The organism is Streptomyces sp. NPDC020490 (assembly GCF_044335305.1).
Lineage (GTDB): Bacteria > Actinomycetota > Actinomycetes > Streptomycetales > Streptomycetaceae > Streptomyces.
Genome location: NZ_JBIRUY010000009.1, coordinates 122,092 through 138,290 on the forward strand (window position 1 = coordinate 122,092; position 16,199 = coordinate 138,290).

The following is a 16,199-nucleotide window of genomic DNA, read 5'->3' on the forward strand; positions in this document are numbered from 1 at the left end:
CCCTACCAGCCGTCGATCAACCGTTCCGCGAGAAGCGGCGAGAACGTGCCTACGGGGAGCCCCTCGCCCAAGCCGCACGATCCGTCTGAGTCGCCTGGAACTTTGATCCAGAGTAGGTAGTCGGCTCCGCCGACCCCGATGGAGCTGGCGACGCCGAGGCGGCGGCCGGCCGGGTTGCACCAGTCGACGTGCTGCCCCTCGGCGTCCATGGCGCCGTTGCCGTTGCGGGAGGTGTCCACGACGAAGCCGGTGTCCGGGTCGCCGAGGCGGGTCAGTTCCGAGGTGATCTGGGTGGCGTAGGTGCAGCAGACGTCGACGGCGTCGAAGTTCCCGACGTTGACCGCGAAGCCGCGGACGTGCGCGACTCCCGCGTCGCGCAGGCGGGTGGCCATTTCGGTGGGACGGGTTGAGGTGGTGTGGCCGCCGTCCAGGTAGACCGTCGCCGCTGGCAGCGCGGCGAGGGCTTCGGCTGCATAGGCCACAAGACCTGTGCGCTCAGCTCGGGCGGCATCGGTGGGAAGGTTGCCCAGCTGCGCCAGGGAGTCCGGTTCGACGATCACCAGGGCTGGGCGGTCTGCGATCCCTGCTGCGGCCGCGTCGATCCAGGAGCGGTATGCCTCCTGGGACGGGGCGCTGCCGGAGCCCTGGCCAGACATCTTGTAGAGGGTGATGATCGGGAGCTGTCCCTTCGCAGCCGCGGCCGCCACATACGTGTCGAGGTCGGCCTTGATGTCCTCGTTCCAGGCGCCGAACCAGCGAGCGGCGGGGCGTCGAACCAGGGACCGTTCGATCTTCTTCGCGCGTGGGTCGTCCGGATTCGCTGCCAGCCACCTCGCGGCGCTGGAGTCCGGGTCGACGTAGAAGCCCTCGCCGACCGTGCTGCAGGTCAGGCGTACCTCGGTGAGGTAGACGGTGACCGCGGTGGACTGGCCGAACTGGAAGGTGAGCCGCCCCGTTGCCGTGTCGAGCGGCGAGGTGAAGGCGAACGTGTAGCAGGTGTCCCCCAGGCCCAGTGTCACCGTCTTGTCGATCGCCGGCGTCCAGGGGGCGGCGCCGATGGCGACCTGGGCCCGCAGTGTGGTGCCGCTCTGGCTCGCCCGGGCGGTGAACGACAGGGTGTAGCGGCAGCCAGGGCGCAGCAGGAGGTTGTCCTGTCCGACCTGGGCGTCCGACAGGTTGGCAGCGTCGGTGGTGGCGGTGGCTTCCAGGCCGGTGCCTGGTGTGGCGGTGGTGACGTAGGCGGGATCGGCGCTCCACCATCCAGTGAAGCCGTTGGTGAAGCTGCCGTTCGTGATCAGGTCCCCGTAGCGGGCGGGCACCGGGTCTCCTCTCGTCGGACGTCACTTGGTGTACGTGACGCGGAGCTTGGGTGGGTACGTCTGGCCGACTCCGCGGGCGCGGCCGTAGTACGTGCGGTTGGTCGAGTTGGGGTCCAGGGCGATTCCCCTCCACTTGGTGGAGTCGAAGACCGAGGTGATGTCCACCCACTTGCCTTGGTTACGGGACCAGGTGACGCTCTTGGCCTCGGCGTCGCAGGAGAACTTCGTCGGCCGCGAGGTGTGCGAGTGCGCACGGATGACGGCCGTACCGCCGCCGGCGTTGTACCAGTGGTCGAAGTAGAGGTAGATCTCCGCCTTCTGGATCACCGCGCCGGACAGGTCGGTCGCCAGCTGCGCCGGGAAGCCGATCAGCGCAGCCTGGACACCGTTGTTGCTGCTGTAGTAGCCCTGCAGGCAGGCGTTGCCGTAGTACGAGTTGTAACCGGAGCGGTTGGCGTACGAACCGGACCACGAGGCGCTGTACGTCTTGGTGTAGGTCTGCACAGGGTCGGCTGCGCTTCCGCCGCCGGTGTTGTATCCGCCGGTGACAGGGATCTCCGGGCCGATGTCCTCCACGTAGAAGGCGTTTGTGCGGCCGGTCGTCGTGAGGCCGAGTTCGAGAGTCTGGCCGCTGGTGCCGCCGGAGTTGTGGAAGGACAGCAGGAGGCGGTGCAGCCCGGTGCCGATAGTCCTGGTGCTGGTGACGTGCTCCAGGCCGACGCGCTGGTAGCGGCCGGTGTGCGCGGGGGTGAGGATCGTGGTCTCTCGCAGTGTCGAGGTGATCGTGGGCTTGGCGGTTCCGCCGTCGCGCAGGTAGAGGCGGATCTCTCCGTCGGTGGCCTTGTCGAGGTCCGCGGTCGCCTCGAAACGGACCCGGTACAGCCGCCCGGCCTCCGCCGTGAACGGCAGCTCGTAGTAGCCGATCTCGGTTCCCGTCGAGGTGACGGTGGCGCTGGGGTGGGCGCGGGCGACGATGCCCTTCGGGCCGGCGCCAAGCAGGTCCGACACCGGGTCGCCGTCGATGGTGAGTTCGCCGGCGACGTTGAGGTCGGCGAAGCCCGCGTTGCCCTGGGTGTCGATGGTCGCGACGGCCTGGCCGCCACTGCGGAGGGTCAGGTACTGAGGTGCGCCGGAGACGAGGGACACCGCCGTTTCTCCGGACTCGTCGTACAGGCGCAGTCCGTCGGGGCCGAGCTCGGCCCGGGCGCCTCCGACCACCCGGCCGAAGATGGTGTGCGCCTCGGCGTTGTCGAAGACGGCCCAACCGGTCGACGCGGCGGACGCCTCCAGGGTGATCACCGCCTGGGTGGTGCCGGGCGGTGCGGCGACCTGGCCGGTGATGCGCTGCCACATGCCCGGCACCGCGTCGGTCTTCTCGACTACTCCCTGGCCGAGGGCCGTTCCCACCGCGTTCTCCCAGCGGGCGAGGATCTTCACGGCTTGGGCGTCGAGGTCCTCGGACACCAGGATGTCGACGGCGAGGTAGAGCTGGGTGCCGGACAGGACCGGGACCGTGGCGAGCGGCAGTGTGAAGTCGGTGGCGGTGTCGGCGAGGCAGTCCACGCGGACGCCTACGCCGGTGCGGCTGCCGCGGGCCAGGGACCAGGGGGCTCCGGCAGCCGCCACCGCGGCCGCGGTGGCGGCGCCCTCGAAGCCGGGGTCCGGGATCAGGTTGGTGCCCTGGCCGACCGCGATCTGGTCGGGCGTGACGGAGCCGACCGCCAGGTGCTGGGTGGTGACGGCACCGATGGCGATGTGGCCCTGTTGGACCACGCCGGTGCCCAGGTCGGTGGAGGCGGCACGGCGGGCCGACGTCTGGACCGTGTTCGACGGGGCGCTCGGGACGCCCGAGGTGTTCACGGCGACCAGACGGACCCAGAGCGCGCCGTAGTGGTTCGTGGCGATGGTGACCGACGCCCCCGACGCCGCCTCGATCGTCGCGGCCGGCCACATCACGTCCGGCTCCGTGTCCGCCGAGGTCAGCAGGTGGACCTGGACGCGGGACAAGTCCAGCGGGGCGGCGTCCGCGTCGGCGAAGGTGCCGTCCCACGTGATCCGTAGCCCGTTGAGGACCGGATCCACCTGGGGCGCGGAGGGACGCGGTGGGGGTGGGCCGTTCACCGCGTTGACTCCCGTCGTGCCGTCCGGCTGCCGGCCGATGACGGCACGCAGCGAGCCACCCGCGTCGTACACCTCGACCGCGCCGTCCTCGAGGGAGGAGTACGCGAGCCGGGAGGTCCGGGAATGCTGCGTGAGGCGGCGTTCGAGCGCCGCGATGCGGGCGGCCAGCTTCGCGAGGTCGTCGGCCACGGTGGTCAGCTCCCGTAGGTGAAGCGGTCGGCACGGGCGAGGGTGAGCGTGATGCGCTCCGGGTCGTTGCCCTGGGGTGGGCGGAGTTTCCAGGCGGTGATGCGGCACCAGCCCTCGAACTCCGACCACTGGTCGTGGAGGGAGACGCGGACGTCGTCGCCGATCTGCCAGCTGCCGACGGGTGCCGCCGGGTGGTCGAGAACCTGGATCTCGGTGACCTCGCCGAGGACCTGACGGGCCGTGCGTTCGGTGCGTGCCCGGGCGGCGAGCCGGTCGTTGCCCTTTTCGGCGGGGACCTCGAGGACGTGCTCCAGGCGCAGGCGTCCGTTGCGGACCGCATCGACTGCGCGGCGCCGGTTGCGGCCCTCACCGGCACCGAGGGCGATCACGACCTGGGCGTACTCGTCGGCGTCATAGGTGATCGGGACGGTGGCGGCGACGTTGATGCCGGACGTGAAGGAGATGTCGGTCCGGCGGGCCCCTAGGCGCGGCCAGCCGAGACGGATGCGGCCGCCGGGCCGACCCCCAGCCACCCGGCCGGTCGTCTCGGTCCACTCGGGTCCGCCGTCGATCTCCGTCATGTCGTCGACGACCTCGCCGAGCACGGGAGCCTCCCACCAGTCGGTGCTGTACGGCTCGGCCGGGGTGCCGGCCTTCGCCTTGCTGGTGGTGGTGTCCACGGTGACGCCGAGGTCGCCGTCGGGCTGGAACTGCGCGTACGCCCAGACGTCGCGGATGACCTGACAGGGGTCGGCGTAGGTGTACGGACCGCGGCCGTTCAGGTTGCCGTGGACATCGTGGCGACGTTGGAGGTAGCTGCCCCAGCCCGCGGCCTCGATCGGGTAGGCGGCGCCTTCCGGTTCGGCCCGCCACACGATGCCGCCCCAGAGCAGCGTGCTGTTCCGCTCAACGGTGAGAAGCGTGTTGCCCGGGTCCAGCTGCTCCCTGAGCAGGTGCGCGAAGCGTGGTTCCAGGCGGCCGGAGAAGTCGCCGGCGGCGTTGCGGGACAGACCGAACTCGACCTGCGACAGCGGCAGGTCGGAGGCGAGTGGTTCGCCGGTCAGGGCATCCCAGCTGCTGTAGCGGTACGGGGTGCTCATCGCGTCGGCCTCACCGGACGCCCTCGGTGAACTCGACGTCCGCGACCAGTGACGTGGCGCCGTCGACCGACAGGTCACCGGTCTCGCTCTTCGACATGTACGTCTGCAAGTACAGATTCTGCGTGGTGCCGCGCAGGGCGGCGGGGATGGACAGGGTGTCGGCCAGGACGACGGTGTTGCGGCGCGTTCCCTTGCCTTGGTCGTCGTCGACGGCGGTGTCCTGCCCCGGCAGGATGCCGCCGAGGACGTTCTGCATGCGGGCGTAGACGTCCGCGCGGGTCAGTCGAAGCCCCGCGATGATGGTCACCACCTTCGCCGTGGTGGCCCAGGGCGGCACGGGGACGGACCACTTGGCCGCGGTCGGCCAGGTGTGCCACTTGTTGTCGGAGTACGTCAGCGTGCTCGTCGAGCCGGGGAACGCCGTGTAGAGCGTCCTTTCGCGGCGGGGGTTCGCGATCCGTCGCAGATCGGTGATCATCGAATCGGTGACGAGGGTGGTGTTGGCCGGCAGGTCGATCCGGGCGAGGGGGATGGCGGTCATGCCGGTCGGCGCGGTGGTCGTCGTGGCCGAGACGTTGCTGACCACGTGGAAGTAGCCGATCTCGTCCGTCTCGGGGTCGCGGGTGCCCTCGTACTCCGGATCCTCGACGCGAAGGCAGACCAGGTCCGAGCGGGCACTGGCGCCCGTGGGTGCGACGGGCACCGTGGCTTCGCCGACGTTGTACTGGGTGTACGAGCCCTGCCCCCACGCCGCGCCGCGAATCACCGCGGAGCCGTCCATGACGCGCACACCGGCGCCGGGCGTGGACAGCTGTCTCACCTTGAGATCGTCGCCCTCGGTCACGCCCTGCGAGCCCCGGGCGAGGTCGCGGACCATCATGCGGAAGGCACGGGCGGCGTGCGTACCGCCGTGTGTGAGCAGCGGGGGGTTGATGAGGGTCACGAACAGCTCCTCCAGGTCTAGGGTGTGGGGCGGTCACAGGGCCGCGTAGGCCGAGCGCCAGGTCACGGCCAGCCGGGTGGCGTTGTTGTAGTCGCGGGCGGTCCACCAGATCTCGCTGGTGCCGGGCGGGATGACGAAGGCGTCCAGACGGGAGGCGGACGACAGGGCAGGGGCGAGGTTGCCCGTTCCGTCACGCAGGACCCAACGGGTGCCGGGTCGGGTCTCGATGTCGATCCACTGTCCGCTCCGCAGTGCGACGGACAGCTCGATGACCCGGCCGGACTCGACGTGCCGGATCCGCGGGTTGGTGCACGGGCCGGTGATCCTCAGGGACGGCCACGCCGCCAGGTCTCCGTCGTTGCGGACCCAGCCGCGCCGTTCGTCGGGGATCGCGACGCCGGTGGTCAGCGGGACGACGAGCGGGGCTCGGAAGCCGCCCAGGCCGTCGGCGGACAAGGCCAGGGTGAGGGCGTAGGCGTCGTCGGCGTGGAACCGCGGGTCGAGGGCGGCGAACTCCAGGTCGAGCGGGATCCAGCCGTGCAGCGTGTTCGTGGTGCTCGTCGCCTCGACGCGGCGGAGTCGTCCGTACAGGCGGCGCGTCGTACGGCCGGGCCAGCGCACGCGCAGTACCGTCTGCGTGCCCGCACCGGTCCGGACGGCGGGGTCGTCGGCGGCCCGGTGAAGTCGGGCGAGGACGTCGAGGGCGGCGGCCGGGTCGCCCGCGGTGCGGATACCTGCTTCGATACGGATCGTCCGGGCGGCGTAGAGGTCGACACCCGGGAAGGCGCCGTCACCGGCCGGGTTGTCCACATCCTGTGTACGGAGTTCCGGGACGCCAAGGCCCTCGACGTCGCCCACCAGCACGTCGGTTCCGGCGCCGATGAGGACGCCGGCGATCTCCATCTGCCACTCGGCGAGGTCCGCCACTACAACCGGCCTCCCCTCTGCGCGTTGCGCAGGCGGCGCATCACCTCGGCGCCGATCTGCTGCGGGGTGGCCTGAGGTGAGGAGACGGTGACGGGCATCGTGCCGATCAGCGGCTGCTGCTCCCGTACGACGACGACCTGAACAGAGCCGGCGGGGCGGGCGTCGACCGTACGGACCGGCACGGGGGCGAACGGCGCTTCTGACGGGGCGAGTTGCAGACCGAAGCGCTGTGCGACATCGGCGAGCACCGCCGTGGCCGACGCCCGCTTGGCCGGTGTGAGCGGGATGAACGCCTCCCCGCCTGTGCTCGCCTCCGCGAACTTGATCAGCGCGGTCGGCGAGGAGTAGATGCCGGGCTCCCAGATGCCACCGCTCGCGTACGCCAGGCCCTTGCTCGCCTTGGCCAGGTCGTGGAGGAACTTCGCGGCGCGGGAGCCGAGTGCGGCCTTGATACGGGACTTGCCGAGGTTGCCGACCTCGATGACGCGATCCTCCTGCAGGCCGGTGGTGTCGGCGACCTTGTGGATGCCCGTCGTCGGCGACCTGATCGCGCTGATGACGTCCAGCAGGTCGGCCAGATCATCGGCGGCGAGGGTCCTGTCGGCCGCCTTGGCGGCGTCGTTGGCCTTCTTGGCCTTCTTGTGGTCCTTCACCGCGGCGCCGGCGAGTTCCTCGGCGTCCTGGTCGCCCTGCTCGGCGAGCATCGCCGCCAGGTCGCCGTAGCCGAGGGCGGCGAGCCTGGTCAGGTTCTTCTCGAACGTCGTCTGGTCCTTGACCGCCTGGTTGAGCTGCGTGGTGAAGTCGCTGAGAGACGCCTTCGCGGTGCCGGCGAGCTTCTCCAGCTGCTTGGTCATGTCGCGGACGTACTTCGTCGTGCCCGTGGCCATCTTGTGGGTCAGCTGGACGCCGTCCTCGCCCATGGCCGCGAGGGCGTCGGCCACGTCCTTGCCCGCGCGACGGGCGACGGTGGCCAGGTCCCTGCGCCACCGGGCGGCCCGGGAGGCGGACTTGCGCAGGTTCTTCTCGAAGAGGTTCAGGTCGAAGACCTCGACCTCCTCGCCGTGCCGCTTGATCGTGCGAGTGGAGCGCGAGCGGATGGTCGAGGCGGACTCGAGTTCCTGCCCGGACTCCACCTCGTACGACCAGTCGGAGAGGCCGCCCGAGGCGTACCACTGGACCGGGCCGCCGCCGAGGCGCCGTACGGTCTCCTCCGCGATGCGCCGGGAGCGGGCGCGCTTGGCGGGAGCGAGCGGGATGTACGCCTCGCCGCCCGTCTCCGGCTCCGCCCAGACGCGCCAGGCGCCGGCCGGGGCGATCTGCGCGACGTGGTCCTCCTGCCGTACGCCGCCCCCGGCGAAGTAGTCGACCACGGCCCCGTCGGCGTGCTTGCTGAGGTTGTCGGCCTGCTTACGCAACAGGTCGGCGGTGTTGGAGGACTGCTTGACGATCGACTCCAGGACGCTCACGTGGTGCGTGGTGATGGTCACCGACTTGTCGCGCAGACTCCTGATCGCGCCGGCCAGGGCTTCGACGTTGGCCTTCTGCGTGCCGGTCGGCACGGTGATGGTGACCTTCTTGCCCTTCGTGTCCCTGATCCTGAAACCAAGGAGTTCGAGCTGCCGACGGGCCTCCGCGGTGGGGGCGCGCATGGTGATGGTCCTGCCCTTGGTCGCGCGGACGCGGGCCTGCACGCGCTCGAGGTCCTTGATGGCGGCCCTGGTCACCGCGGTGACGCTGACGCGCTTGCGGCTGGGCACCCGGCCGAGATCGTCGATCAGCGCCTTCAGCGCGCCGCGGGTGCCCTTCGTCGGTGCCGTGATCTTGATCTGACGAGTGCCCGGGATCGTCTTGACCTTGAAGCCGAGGTCCTCGAGGTCCTTCCGCGCCTCCGCGCTGAGGGAGTCCACATGGATCGTGGTCTTCTTCGGGAAGCGGTCGAACTCGGCCTGGACGGCGAGGAGATCGGCGAGCGCCGTGTCCATGCCGTCGGTCTCCAGCAGCAGCGAGACCTTCGACGGCAACAGGCCGAGGGTGTCGGCCACCCGCTCGGCCTGCTCACGGGTGAGGCCGTATCCCTGGGCCGCGTCGACCGCTGCCGCTCGAGCCTTCTGCATCTGTGCGCGGGCGGCGGAGAGGGACGCTGAGAGCGACTGGCCGTTCTGCTGTGCGAGCGAGTAAGCGGAGACGGCGGCGTCGGCGGCGGCGTCGCTGAGGGAGGTCAGGGACTGGTAGAGCTGCTGGCCGTTGCGCGTGGTGGTGTTGAGCGTGCCGTTGCTGCTCAGCAGCGCCCTGCCGAAGCCGTCGGCCTTGTCGACGCCGTGCTCCAGGGCCTCGTTCACGTCGAGGACGGCGCTGTTGACGCGGGCCTCGGCGGCCTGGAGGGAGATGCTGCCGCCGGACAGCAGGTCGAGGGCGTCCTTGAGGGCGCGGGTGCGGGTGTCGGCGTCGGCAGTCGTGTCGGCGAGCTCCCCCACGGCCTTCTTGAGCCGGTCGTAGGCGCTCGCGCCGTCCCCGGTGCCGCTGCCGGCCTCGGCGAGACGCCGGGCGTTCTTCACCGACTCGCTCATCTCACCCTTGAGCCCTCCCAGGGCGTCGGCGGCCTCCTTGGCCTTCAGGCCCTCGTCGGTGTACGCCTTGGCGGCGCCTCCGGAAGTCGCGAGCCACCGGACGTTCGCCTCCGCCGTGGCGTCGAGCTGCGCCTGCAGGTCCCCCAGTGACCGGCCCTGCCCCAGGTAGGCATCGGTCAGTTCGGTCATGGAGACGCCCGCGCGCTCCATGACGTCGACGAGCTTCGCCTTGCCGTCGCGTACCTGCGTGTCGAGCAGCGTCTGGGCGGCTGCGCGGCGGACGTTGTCGTCGATGACACCGCCGGACTCGCGCAGGGCGTCGGTGAGCGAGCTCACCCGCTGCTGGTGCTCGGCCGCGGCCTGGGCCGCCTTCCGCTGCCGGTCGGCGAGCAGGCCGAGGACGAACGTGGCCCCGACCATCGCGGCGCCCCACGGCCCTCCCATGAAGGCGACCAGGCCACGTCCAGCGCCGAGGAGTCCGACGCCGGCCGCCCGGACCGCGCCGTTGAGGGTGCTGGTGAAGCCGCTGGTAGGTCCCTGGGCGCTGCGGAAGGCCGCGCCCATCCGTCCCACGACGGGAATTCGCGTCTCCAGGACGGCGAACGCCGCCGCGTACCGCGACAGAGAAATCCCGGCACGCGCGGCCAGGTTCTGCTGAAGCTGCATCTGCGCGCCGAAGCTCCGCCACGCCCCGGTGAGCCGGCCGCTCACCGTGGAGGCGAGTCCGCCGAGCACCGGGGTGAGGCGCCTAGCGAGGAACATGGCGGCTACCGCCGTCTGCACGGGGCCGGGCAGCGAGCCGAAAGCCCGCACCAGGGACCCGACGGCCTCCCCCACCGGGACGAGTACGGCGGACAGCCCGGCAACCGCCGACATGGCCAGGTCGGCGGTCGTGACGAGGAGGTCGAGGCCGGTGCTGGCGCCGCTGGACTCGTCGCCGAGCACGCCGAGCGCGGAGGCGACCGGCACCGCGCCCTCGGCGGCGTTGGCGAGGACATCCCCCAGGGCGCGGACCGCGTTGACGAGGAGGTTCAGCCCTGCGGCCAGGCCGTGCTCGCCGATGGCCTGCAGCGGGCCGAGGAGCTGCTCGGCCTCGTCGACCAGCTCGCCGAGGCCGCTACGGGCGCTGTCCTTGAGCTCCGGCCCGTACAGGGTGGCCAGGTCGCGCCCGTACTCGATGGCGGCGACGAGGTGCGGCGTCGCCCCGGACATCCCGTGCGTCATCAGCCGGGTGACGTACTCCAGGCCCGGCGCCATCGCGTCGTACAGCGCCAGTCCCGTCTGCTGCGTCTGCTTGCGCAGCAGGGTCATCGCGCCCGCGAGCCCCTGTCCGCGGGCGGCGGTGATCTGCGCGGCGGCGCCTGATTCGCGGACGGCCCGGCTGAGCGCGTCGAAGGACTCGGTGCCCTGGTGGGCGAGCGCGATGGCGCCCGACATGGCGGGCTTGCCCATCGCCTTCTTCACCGCGGCTGTGAAGTCCTGCTGGGACATCTCGTGCTGGGCGCGGCTCAGCTCCTCGATGACGTACCGCAGACCCTTGAAGCGTCCCTGCGCGTCCCACGCCTGGATGCCGAGGGCCCGCAGGCCCTCGCGCATCTCCTTGGTGGGCGCGGCGAGGTTGGCCATCATGCCGCGCAACGCGGTACCGGCCGTCTGCCCGAGGATGCCGGCCTTGCCGAGCATGCCGACCGCGGTGGCCGCGTCCTCCATGCTCACGCCGAGGCCGGCGGCGACCGGACCGGCGTACCGCATCGCGTAGTAGATGTCGATGATGCCGCCGGATGCGTTGTTCGCGGTGGCGGCCAGGATGTCGGAGGCACGCGCCGCCTGGTCGGCGCCGAGGCCGAACTGGTCCATGACGTCGCCGAGGTAGCGGGCCGAGTCGGCCGCGCTGACCCCGGCGGCGGAGGCGAGCTGGAGCGATGCGCGGGTCGCGGTGATCGCCTGGTCGGTGCGGAAGCCCGCCTTGGCCAGCTCCACCATGGCCTCGGCGGCGTCTGCCGCGGTGGTGGCCGGCAGGGTGAGGTCGTTGCCGAGCTGGTTGGCCATCCAGGCGGCACGCCGCATCTGCCCGGCGGTCGCACCGGTCACCGCCTGGAACGCGTTCATCTGCCGCTGGTAGCGGTTGCCCTCCTCGACGAGCTGGCCGGTGCCGAGGACGAGGGCACCTCCAGCGAGGAGGCGTGCGAGGGCGCCGGCCTGGCGGCCGACACCGCTGAGGGAGCGTTCCAACACGCCGGCGTCCCTGCCGGCACGGCGCAGATCACCGCCCGTCCGGCCGCCGCGCGTACCGAGGGCGCCGAGCCGGGTCGCGGCTGCCTGTGCGCGGGCGCCGAGGAGATCGACCTGCCGGGAGGTACGTCGACTGGAGGCGTCGAGCGCGTCGAGTCGGTGATCGAGCTCGCGGGTACGCAGCCCCAGGGCCTGAGCGGCATCGGCGGCCGAACGCAGCCCCGTGATGAGGCTGTTGGCCTGTGCCGTCAGCTGGACGGTGAGGTTGTACGTCGCCATCCGCCCGGCTCACCGTCCGTCCGCTGGATCGGTCTGCTGGGTCTGCACGCACTGCTCGTCACGGCCGTTGCGGTGCAGTGCCTCGTAGGCCGGTCGCGGCATCAGGGTGACCTTCACGCCGTACCCGGAGCGCCCCTCGGGCACCTGATCCCGCTCCTGGGCGATCAGCTCGCAGCCCGGGCAACGGACGGTGTCCGTGACGTACGCGTGTCGGTCCCCTCCCCTGGCCGGGTCCCACTCGTCGAGCCGGGTACGACAGTCCGGGCACAGGGTGCGCTGCCACTGCTGCCAGGCCAGCGCCTTTGCCCGGTCCAGGTCACTCCAGCGGCCGTTCCCGCCGAGGAACTGCGAGTGAGGGATGCCGTACTGCTCGCACAGCTCCAGCTCGGCCCGCAGCCACGGGTCGGCCTTCAGTCTTTTCCCAGATCAGCCCGCGTGGTCCGGGACTCCTGCTGCACCTCCCAGGCGGCCTCCCACAGGGCGTTGGCGTCCGGCGCGGACCAGGTGTCCAGCAGCTCGCGGGCCTCGGCCTCGCTCATGCCGTCGGTGGAGGAGGCGGCGATGAGTGCGGCTGGGAAGGTGTCGGGGTTGAACGCGGCACCGTCGGCGGCCTGCTCGTCGGTCGGAGGGTGAGCATTGAGGAGTTCCTCGAGGACCGGCCGCGGCAGAGCGCGAAAGGTTAGGAACACCGAGGCTTCTCGTAGGGCGCCGGCAGCCGTCTCGCACCGGTCTGCCGCGGCAGACGCCCGCTCGGCCAGCACGCCGTTGTCCGGGTCGCTCTCGGCCAGGATCCGCGCTCGGTCGGCGGCCCGACTGGCCTCGTCGTACGCTGCCCGCAGCGCTGCGTCGTCGCAGATCTGCAGAACGCGCTCTGGCAGCGAGCGGCGGCGCAGCCGCTCCATCTTCTCCTCCCAGGACGCCGCACCCTTGCCGCCCATCAGCTGCTCTCCTTCGCGGCCGATGCCGTGGAGGCCGTCGCCGCAGCCGGGACCGGGGCGTCGAGCGCGGGCGGGGAGGTGATGGAGAAGACGGCCTGGAACTTCGCAGCCTCGTTGCCCGCGTTGTACTGCGCGGTGCGGGAGGCGACCTGGACCGGGAAGGTGTCCATCGACCTGGACCCCGGGATGTCGCCCTTACGCAGGAAGACCACGAAGCCGACGGTCCCCTTGGTCAGCAGCGTCTCGATGGTGTCGCTGAGCTGGTCCTCGTAGAAGGTGATCGACGAGTTGTCGGCCTTGTCGTTGCCGGGGATCGACGACGAGAAAGTCGACGCCATGTCCGGCGTCTCGATCGCCTCGTTCGTCAACGACCAGCCGTCGACGTCGCTGATCGCCTCGGTCAGGTCGGTGGCGTTGGGTGCGGAGAGCTCCGCACGGGTGGGGATCTTGGACTCGGCGGCGACACCTCTCAACCAGTAGATCTTGGTGATGCCGCGGCGCATGAAGCGCTGCTGAGCCACGGGGCACTCCTGGACGGGTGCTGCGCCGGGCTCGGTGGCCAGGCGTCCGCGTGGCTCCGCGGTGAGATGTCGTAGGTCAGGCGCCAGGCGTCACGGTGATCGTGAACCGCTGTACGTAGGTAACGATACTGCCCTGCGAACCGTCAACCGGCTCGCCGGCGGCGTCATAGGTCAACTCGCGGTCGATGAGGCGGAGTCCGGGCACCGTGATCTCCGTACGCCAACCGCTCGGCGTGCGTTCGAAGAGTGCGGCGCGGACCCGGTCGCCCAGCCACTGCACCTGGTCGGCTCGCTCGCCGACGCTGGTGGCCTGGTACGTCCACGTCGCGTCCGCGTGCCAGTCGGCGAACCCCGGCCCGGAGAACTCACCGGGCAGGCTGTCGAGGATCAGATACGGGAAGGCGGGGGGCTTGCCTTCTGCGGCGCGTGGCAGCACCGTGAGACCGCACGGCCGCCCGATGCTGGTCGCGAGCACGTCGACGAGCGCCCTGGTCAGCGGCAACCGGGGCAGGGTCACCGGGGCAGCACCCCCGTCCGCAGGGCCTCGAGGAATCCGGGTTCGGTCTGACGGAAGGCGGGCTCGATGTGCGGGTACGGGGGCTGCCGGTAGTGCCGCCCGAGCCGGTCGACGCCGACGAAGCCGTACTCCAGCCGTCGGGACTGCGGAGCGTCCGTGAACACGACGGCGCTGACACGGCCGCCGGCCACGGACACCTTCACGTTCCACGACGCCCGGTACCGCCCGGTGATCACGTTCGGCCCGGGCCGTCCTGAGGCGTTCTTCTGGATGCGGACCCGTAGCAGCATTGCGTGATGCCGGGTGATCGCGCGCGTACGGGCACGGACAGCCGGACCCAACCGCGACAGCGCCGCGGCGAGCTCGATCGGGTCCCGGAGCGCGACGGCGTCGGGATGAGCGTTGGGGTGCAGGTTCATCACCATCAGCTGATCACCTCCAAGCGCACCACGCGCACGACCGCGTGCGTGCCGACCGCCACCTCGGCCACCCGGAACCGGCGGCCCACCAGTTGCTCGTCACGCACGGAACGGGAGACGCTCAACACGTCGTCGACCATCGCCTGCGGCGCGGACAGTGGCAGCAGCGCCTGGTACGGGGTTGGGGCGGCGAACGAGGCGACCGCTCCGTCCAGAGGCGGGGCGGTCGAGAGCTGCCCCGGACGCATGATGGCCCCAGGCCCGTCCCAGAGCAGCACACGCGCCTGGCCGACGGGCCTCAGCGCGCCCGTCACCTCATCCAGCTCGTCTCCCGCGTCACCGTCCGCGTCCCGCCACAACTGCAGCTCGTCGTCGAGAAGCTTCTCCACGACCCGGCGGACACCCGACAGATCAAGCGCCACGGGCCCACTCCGCCAACTGCCGCAGCACTGCGGCCGTACCACCGCCAGGCACGTTCTCCATATCCATGCGAGCGAGAGCCGCCCGTTCGACCTCCAGAGGGTCCAGTGCCTCCAGAAACATGGCGGCGGCAGGTCCGGGGTCCGGAGGAGCGCCGATCTCAACTCTGGCGAGGGCGTCAAGTTCAGCTGGCCACGTCGCCGTCGGCCTCAGTTGCAACACGACACGTGGCAGATCATGAGGCACGGCTTGGACTGCCACTGCGGCCACGTGGTCGCTTACGTCCTGCCCGTCGACCGCGACGGTGTAGGAGCGCCCGTCGAAAGCCATCTGAAAACGGATTGGCGTCGTCACCGGCGGAGCCTAAACCCACCTCGGGAGCAAATGGCTGCCGAACCATGTAAACGGGCAGTGCTTGACCATCTCCGGCCCGAGCGCTCTTGAAGCCGTACCGGTACACGATCACGATGACGCGCGCAGAATGGGACTCGTGAACGAACAACGCCCCAGCGGTGCGCAAGAGGACAAGCAGAACCGCAAGGAGCGCCTCCATGTCGTCGAGGTCAGCGGGGGACGCCCCGGTCAGTGGACGTTCGACGTACTCGATCAAGACCGATGGTGCGGCCTCACCGAGGAGGAGAAGAAGGCAGAGCGTCACCGGGCGATCAAACGGCGGCAGAATCGTCGGCGCGCACAACGCATACGAGAGAGTGGTCCACGGGACGTCTACACCCCGGCACAGATAGGGGACCGTGACGGGTGGCGCTGCGTGATCTGCCACAGCACGGTCGACCGCACGTTCAGGTCGCCACATCCTTGCTCCCCGAGCGTCCATCACCTCGTCGAGATCATGGCGGGTGGCACGGACACTCTGGACAACGTCGCCCTGGCCCATCTGTTCTGTAACAGCGACTCCCACACCTGGGGTCAGAAGGCGCCGGCGGCGGCCCGGGAACGGCTGGCGGATCGCGTGCTCTACGGCAAGCACGGACCAGGGCGGCGTAACCGGACGCCTGGGGCGGATGCCATCGCCTTGGCAGCCCAGATCATGGGCGACATCGACGGCTGAGCCGCGTCACGGAAATCCTCGGTCATCTATTCCTCTGATCATCGCCCCCTGAACCAGTAACCCCGTGCAGGGAGGCTGGTCGGTCTGCGCCCGGTCAAGGGTGCAGACCAACGCCAACCGAATGATCAGGTCTGGGACTTGTCAGTTGAGGCGGGATCCTTGCCCGGTTCAGGCGTCTGGTGCGTGAAGACCACGAGGTGCCAGGTGGTGCTCTTCTCCCGCGTCACGGTGAAGGTGTCGTTCAGAGACTTGCCGGCCTTGTCCTCGGCCACGAGGCGGGCGGATCCGGTGTCCGGGCCCATGTCGTGGTCGATCTGAAGATCCTTGATCTTCCACCCTCGCCCCCCTCGGGTGGCGAGGATCTGGGCGGCCTCCTTCCTGGACCACTCCTCGTCCTTCACGCCGCCGACTTCGATCAGCGCCTTCGCGCTACGGGAGTTCAGAGCCTGCACGTAGGCTTCGACGGCCTTGCGTGCCCCGTCGGAAGATGCCGAACTCGACGGTGAGGTTTTCGAATTTCCAGGGCCGGCTTCATCGCTGTCGTTTGATGAGCAGCCGGATGCGACAACCAGGGCGGCCGCCACGGCCAAAAGCCGTCGACGTTTCACAGCACACTCCTATGTATCTCCTGTGAGGGA

General features: G+C 70.4%; 15 protein-coding genes. 1 reads left to right on the plus strand and 14 read right to left on the minus strand.

What is annotated here, in order from left to right; all coding sequences use genetic code 11:
• Positions 1 to 2 precede the first annotated feature (2 nt).
• The 13 genes from ACH4ZX_RS12445 to ACH4ZX_RS12505 form a co-directional block, all read right to left on the minus strand.
• The gene (locus tag ACH4ZX_RS12445) at positions 3 to 1,319 is read right to left on the minus strand and encodes a glycoside hydrolase family 6 protein (protein ID WP_398271428.1); all 1,317 of its coding nucleotides are present in this window, start codon (positions 1,317 to 1,319) and stop codon (positions 3 to 5) included.
• A gap of 21 nt (positions 1,320 to 1,340) precedes the next feature.
• On the minus strand, positions 1,341 to 3,629 hold the full coding sequence (locus ACH4ZX_RS12450; protein WP_398271430.1) for a hypothetical protein: 2,289 nt from the start codon (positions 3,627 to 3,629) through the stop codon (positions 1,341 to 1,343).
• 5 nt (positions 3,630 to 3,634) lie between these two features.
• Complete coding sequence (locus ACH4ZX_RS12455; RefSeq protein ID WP_398271432.1) at positions 3,635 to 4,729, minus strand: hypothetical protein; 1,095 nt, start codon at positions 4,727 to 4,729, stop codon at positions 3,635 to 3,637.
• Positions 4,730 to 4,739: 10 nt separating this feature from the next.
• Positions 4,740 to 5,672 carry a hypothetical protein gene (locus tag ACH4ZX_RS12460; protein WP_398271434.1) on the minus strand — a complete coding sequence of 311 codons (933 nt, stop codon included), beginning with the start codon at positions 5,670 to 5,672 and terminating at the stop codon, positions 4,740 to 4,742.
• A gap of 33 nt (positions 5,673 to 5,705) precedes the next feature.
• Entirely contained in the window at positions 5,706 to 6,599 is an 894-nt protein-coding gene (locus ACH4ZX_RS12465) for a hypothetical protein (RefSeq protein WP_398271436.1), read from the minus strand.
• A complete protein-coding gene (locus ACH4ZX_RS12470; protein WP_398271438.1) occupies positions 6,599 to 11,677 on the minus strand; it encodes a phage tail tape measure protein in 5,079 nt (1,692 codons plus the stop codon). The genes ACH4ZX_RS12465 and ACH4ZX_RS12470 overlap by 1 nt, the downstream gene beginning before the upstream one ends.
• A gap of 9 nt (positions 11,678 to 11,686) precedes the next feature.
• On the minus strand, positions 11,687 to 11,821 hold the full coding sequence (locus ACH4ZX_RS12475; protein ID WP_398271440.1) for a hypothetical protein: 135 nt from the start codon (positions 11,819 to 11,821) through the stop codon (positions 11,687 to 11,689).
• A 266-nt stretch (positions 11,822 to 12,087) separates the two neighbouring features.
• Positions 12,088 to 12,615, minus strand: coding sequence for a hypothetical protein (locus ACH4ZX_RS12480; RefSeq protein WP_398271442.1), 528 nt, complete (start codon positions 12,613 to 12,615; stop codon positions 12,088 to 12,090).
• Positions 12,615 to 13,136 carry a hypothetical protein gene (locus ACH4ZX_RS12485; protein ID WP_398271444.1) on the minus strand — a complete coding sequence of 174 codons (522 nt, stop codon included), beginning with the start codon at positions 13,134 to 13,136 and terminating at the stop codon, positions 12,615 to 12,617. Before ACH4ZX_RS12485 ends, ACH4ZX_RS12480 begins: the two co-directional genes overlap by 1 nt.
• 76 nt (positions 13,137 to 13,212) lie before the next feature.
• Positions 13,213 to 13,653, minus strand: a complete 441-nt coding sequence (locus tag ACH4ZX_RS12490) for a hypothetical protein (protein WP_398271446.1) — start codon at positions 13,651 to 13,653, stop codon at positions 13,213 to 13,215.
• The gene (locus tag ACH4ZX_RS12495; protein ID WP_398271448.1) at positions 13,650 to 14,078 is read right to left on the minus strand and encodes an HK97 gp10 family phage protein; all 429 of its coding nucleotides are present in this window, start codon (positions 14,076 to 14,078) and stop codon (positions 13,650 to 13,652) included. Before ACH4ZX_RS12495 ends, ACH4ZX_RS12490 begins: the two co-directional genes overlap by 4 nt.
• On the minus strand, positions 14,078 to 14,494 hold the full coding sequence (locus ACH4ZX_RS12500; protein ID WP_398271450.1) for a DUF6093 family protein: 417 nt from the start codon (positions 14,492 to 14,494) through the stop codon (positions 14,078 to 14,080). The genes ACH4ZX_RS12495 and ACH4ZX_RS12500 overlap by 1 nt, the downstream gene beginning before the upstream one ends.
• The gene (locus ACH4ZX_RS12505) at positions 14,484 to 14,846 is read right to left on the minus strand and encodes a hypothetical protein (RefSeq protein ID WP_398271452.1); all 363 of its coding nucleotides are present in this window, start codon (positions 14,844 to 14,846) and stop codon (positions 14,484 to 14,486) included. The genes ACH4ZX_RS12500 and ACH4ZX_RS12505 overlap by 11 nt, the downstream gene beginning before the upstream one ends.
• Positions 14,847 to 14,982: 136 nt before the next feature.
• On the opposite strand from ACH4ZX_RS12505, the gene ACH4ZX_RS12510 reads away from it, so the two are divergent.
• Positions 14,983 to 15,561, plus strand: a complete 579-nt coding sequence (locus ACH4ZX_RS12510; RefSeq protein WP_398271454.1) for an HNH endonuclease — start codon at positions 14,983 to 14,985, stop codon at positions 15,559 to 15,561.
• Between the two features lie 125 nt (positions 15,562 to 15,686).
• On the opposite strand, the gene ACH4ZX_RS12515 is transcribed toward ACH4ZX_RS12510, so the two are convergent.
• Positions 15,687 to 16,169: a hypothetical protein gene (locus tag ACH4ZX_RS12515; RefSeq protein ID WP_398271456.1), complete on the minus strand. Its 483-nt coding sequence runs from the start codon at positions 16,167 to 16,169 to the stop codon at positions 15,687 to 15,689.
• Between the last annotated feature and the right edge of the window lie 30 nt (positions 16,170 to 16,199).

What these genes read in the sequence shown, in the direction of transcription:
- ACH4ZX_RS12470 (WP_398271438.1), bottom strand. Translation starts at nt 11,677, where the DNA reads ATGGCGACGTACAACCTCACCGTCCAGCTGACGGCACAGGCCAACAGC.
- ACH4ZX_RS12480 (WP_398271442.1), bottom strand. Translation starts at nt 12,615, where the DNA reads ATGGGCGGCAAGGGTGCGGCGTCCTGGGAGGAGAAGATGGAGCGGCTG.
- ACH4ZX_RS12455 (WP_398271432.1), bottom strand. Translation starts at nt 4,729, where the DNA reads ATGAGCACCCCGTACCGCTACAGCAGCTGGGATGCCCTGACCGGCGAA.
- ACH4ZX_RS12495 (WP_398271448.1), bottom strand. Translation starts at nt 14,078, where the DNA reads ATGGTGATGAACCTGCACCCCAACGCTCATCCCGACGCCGTCGCGCTC.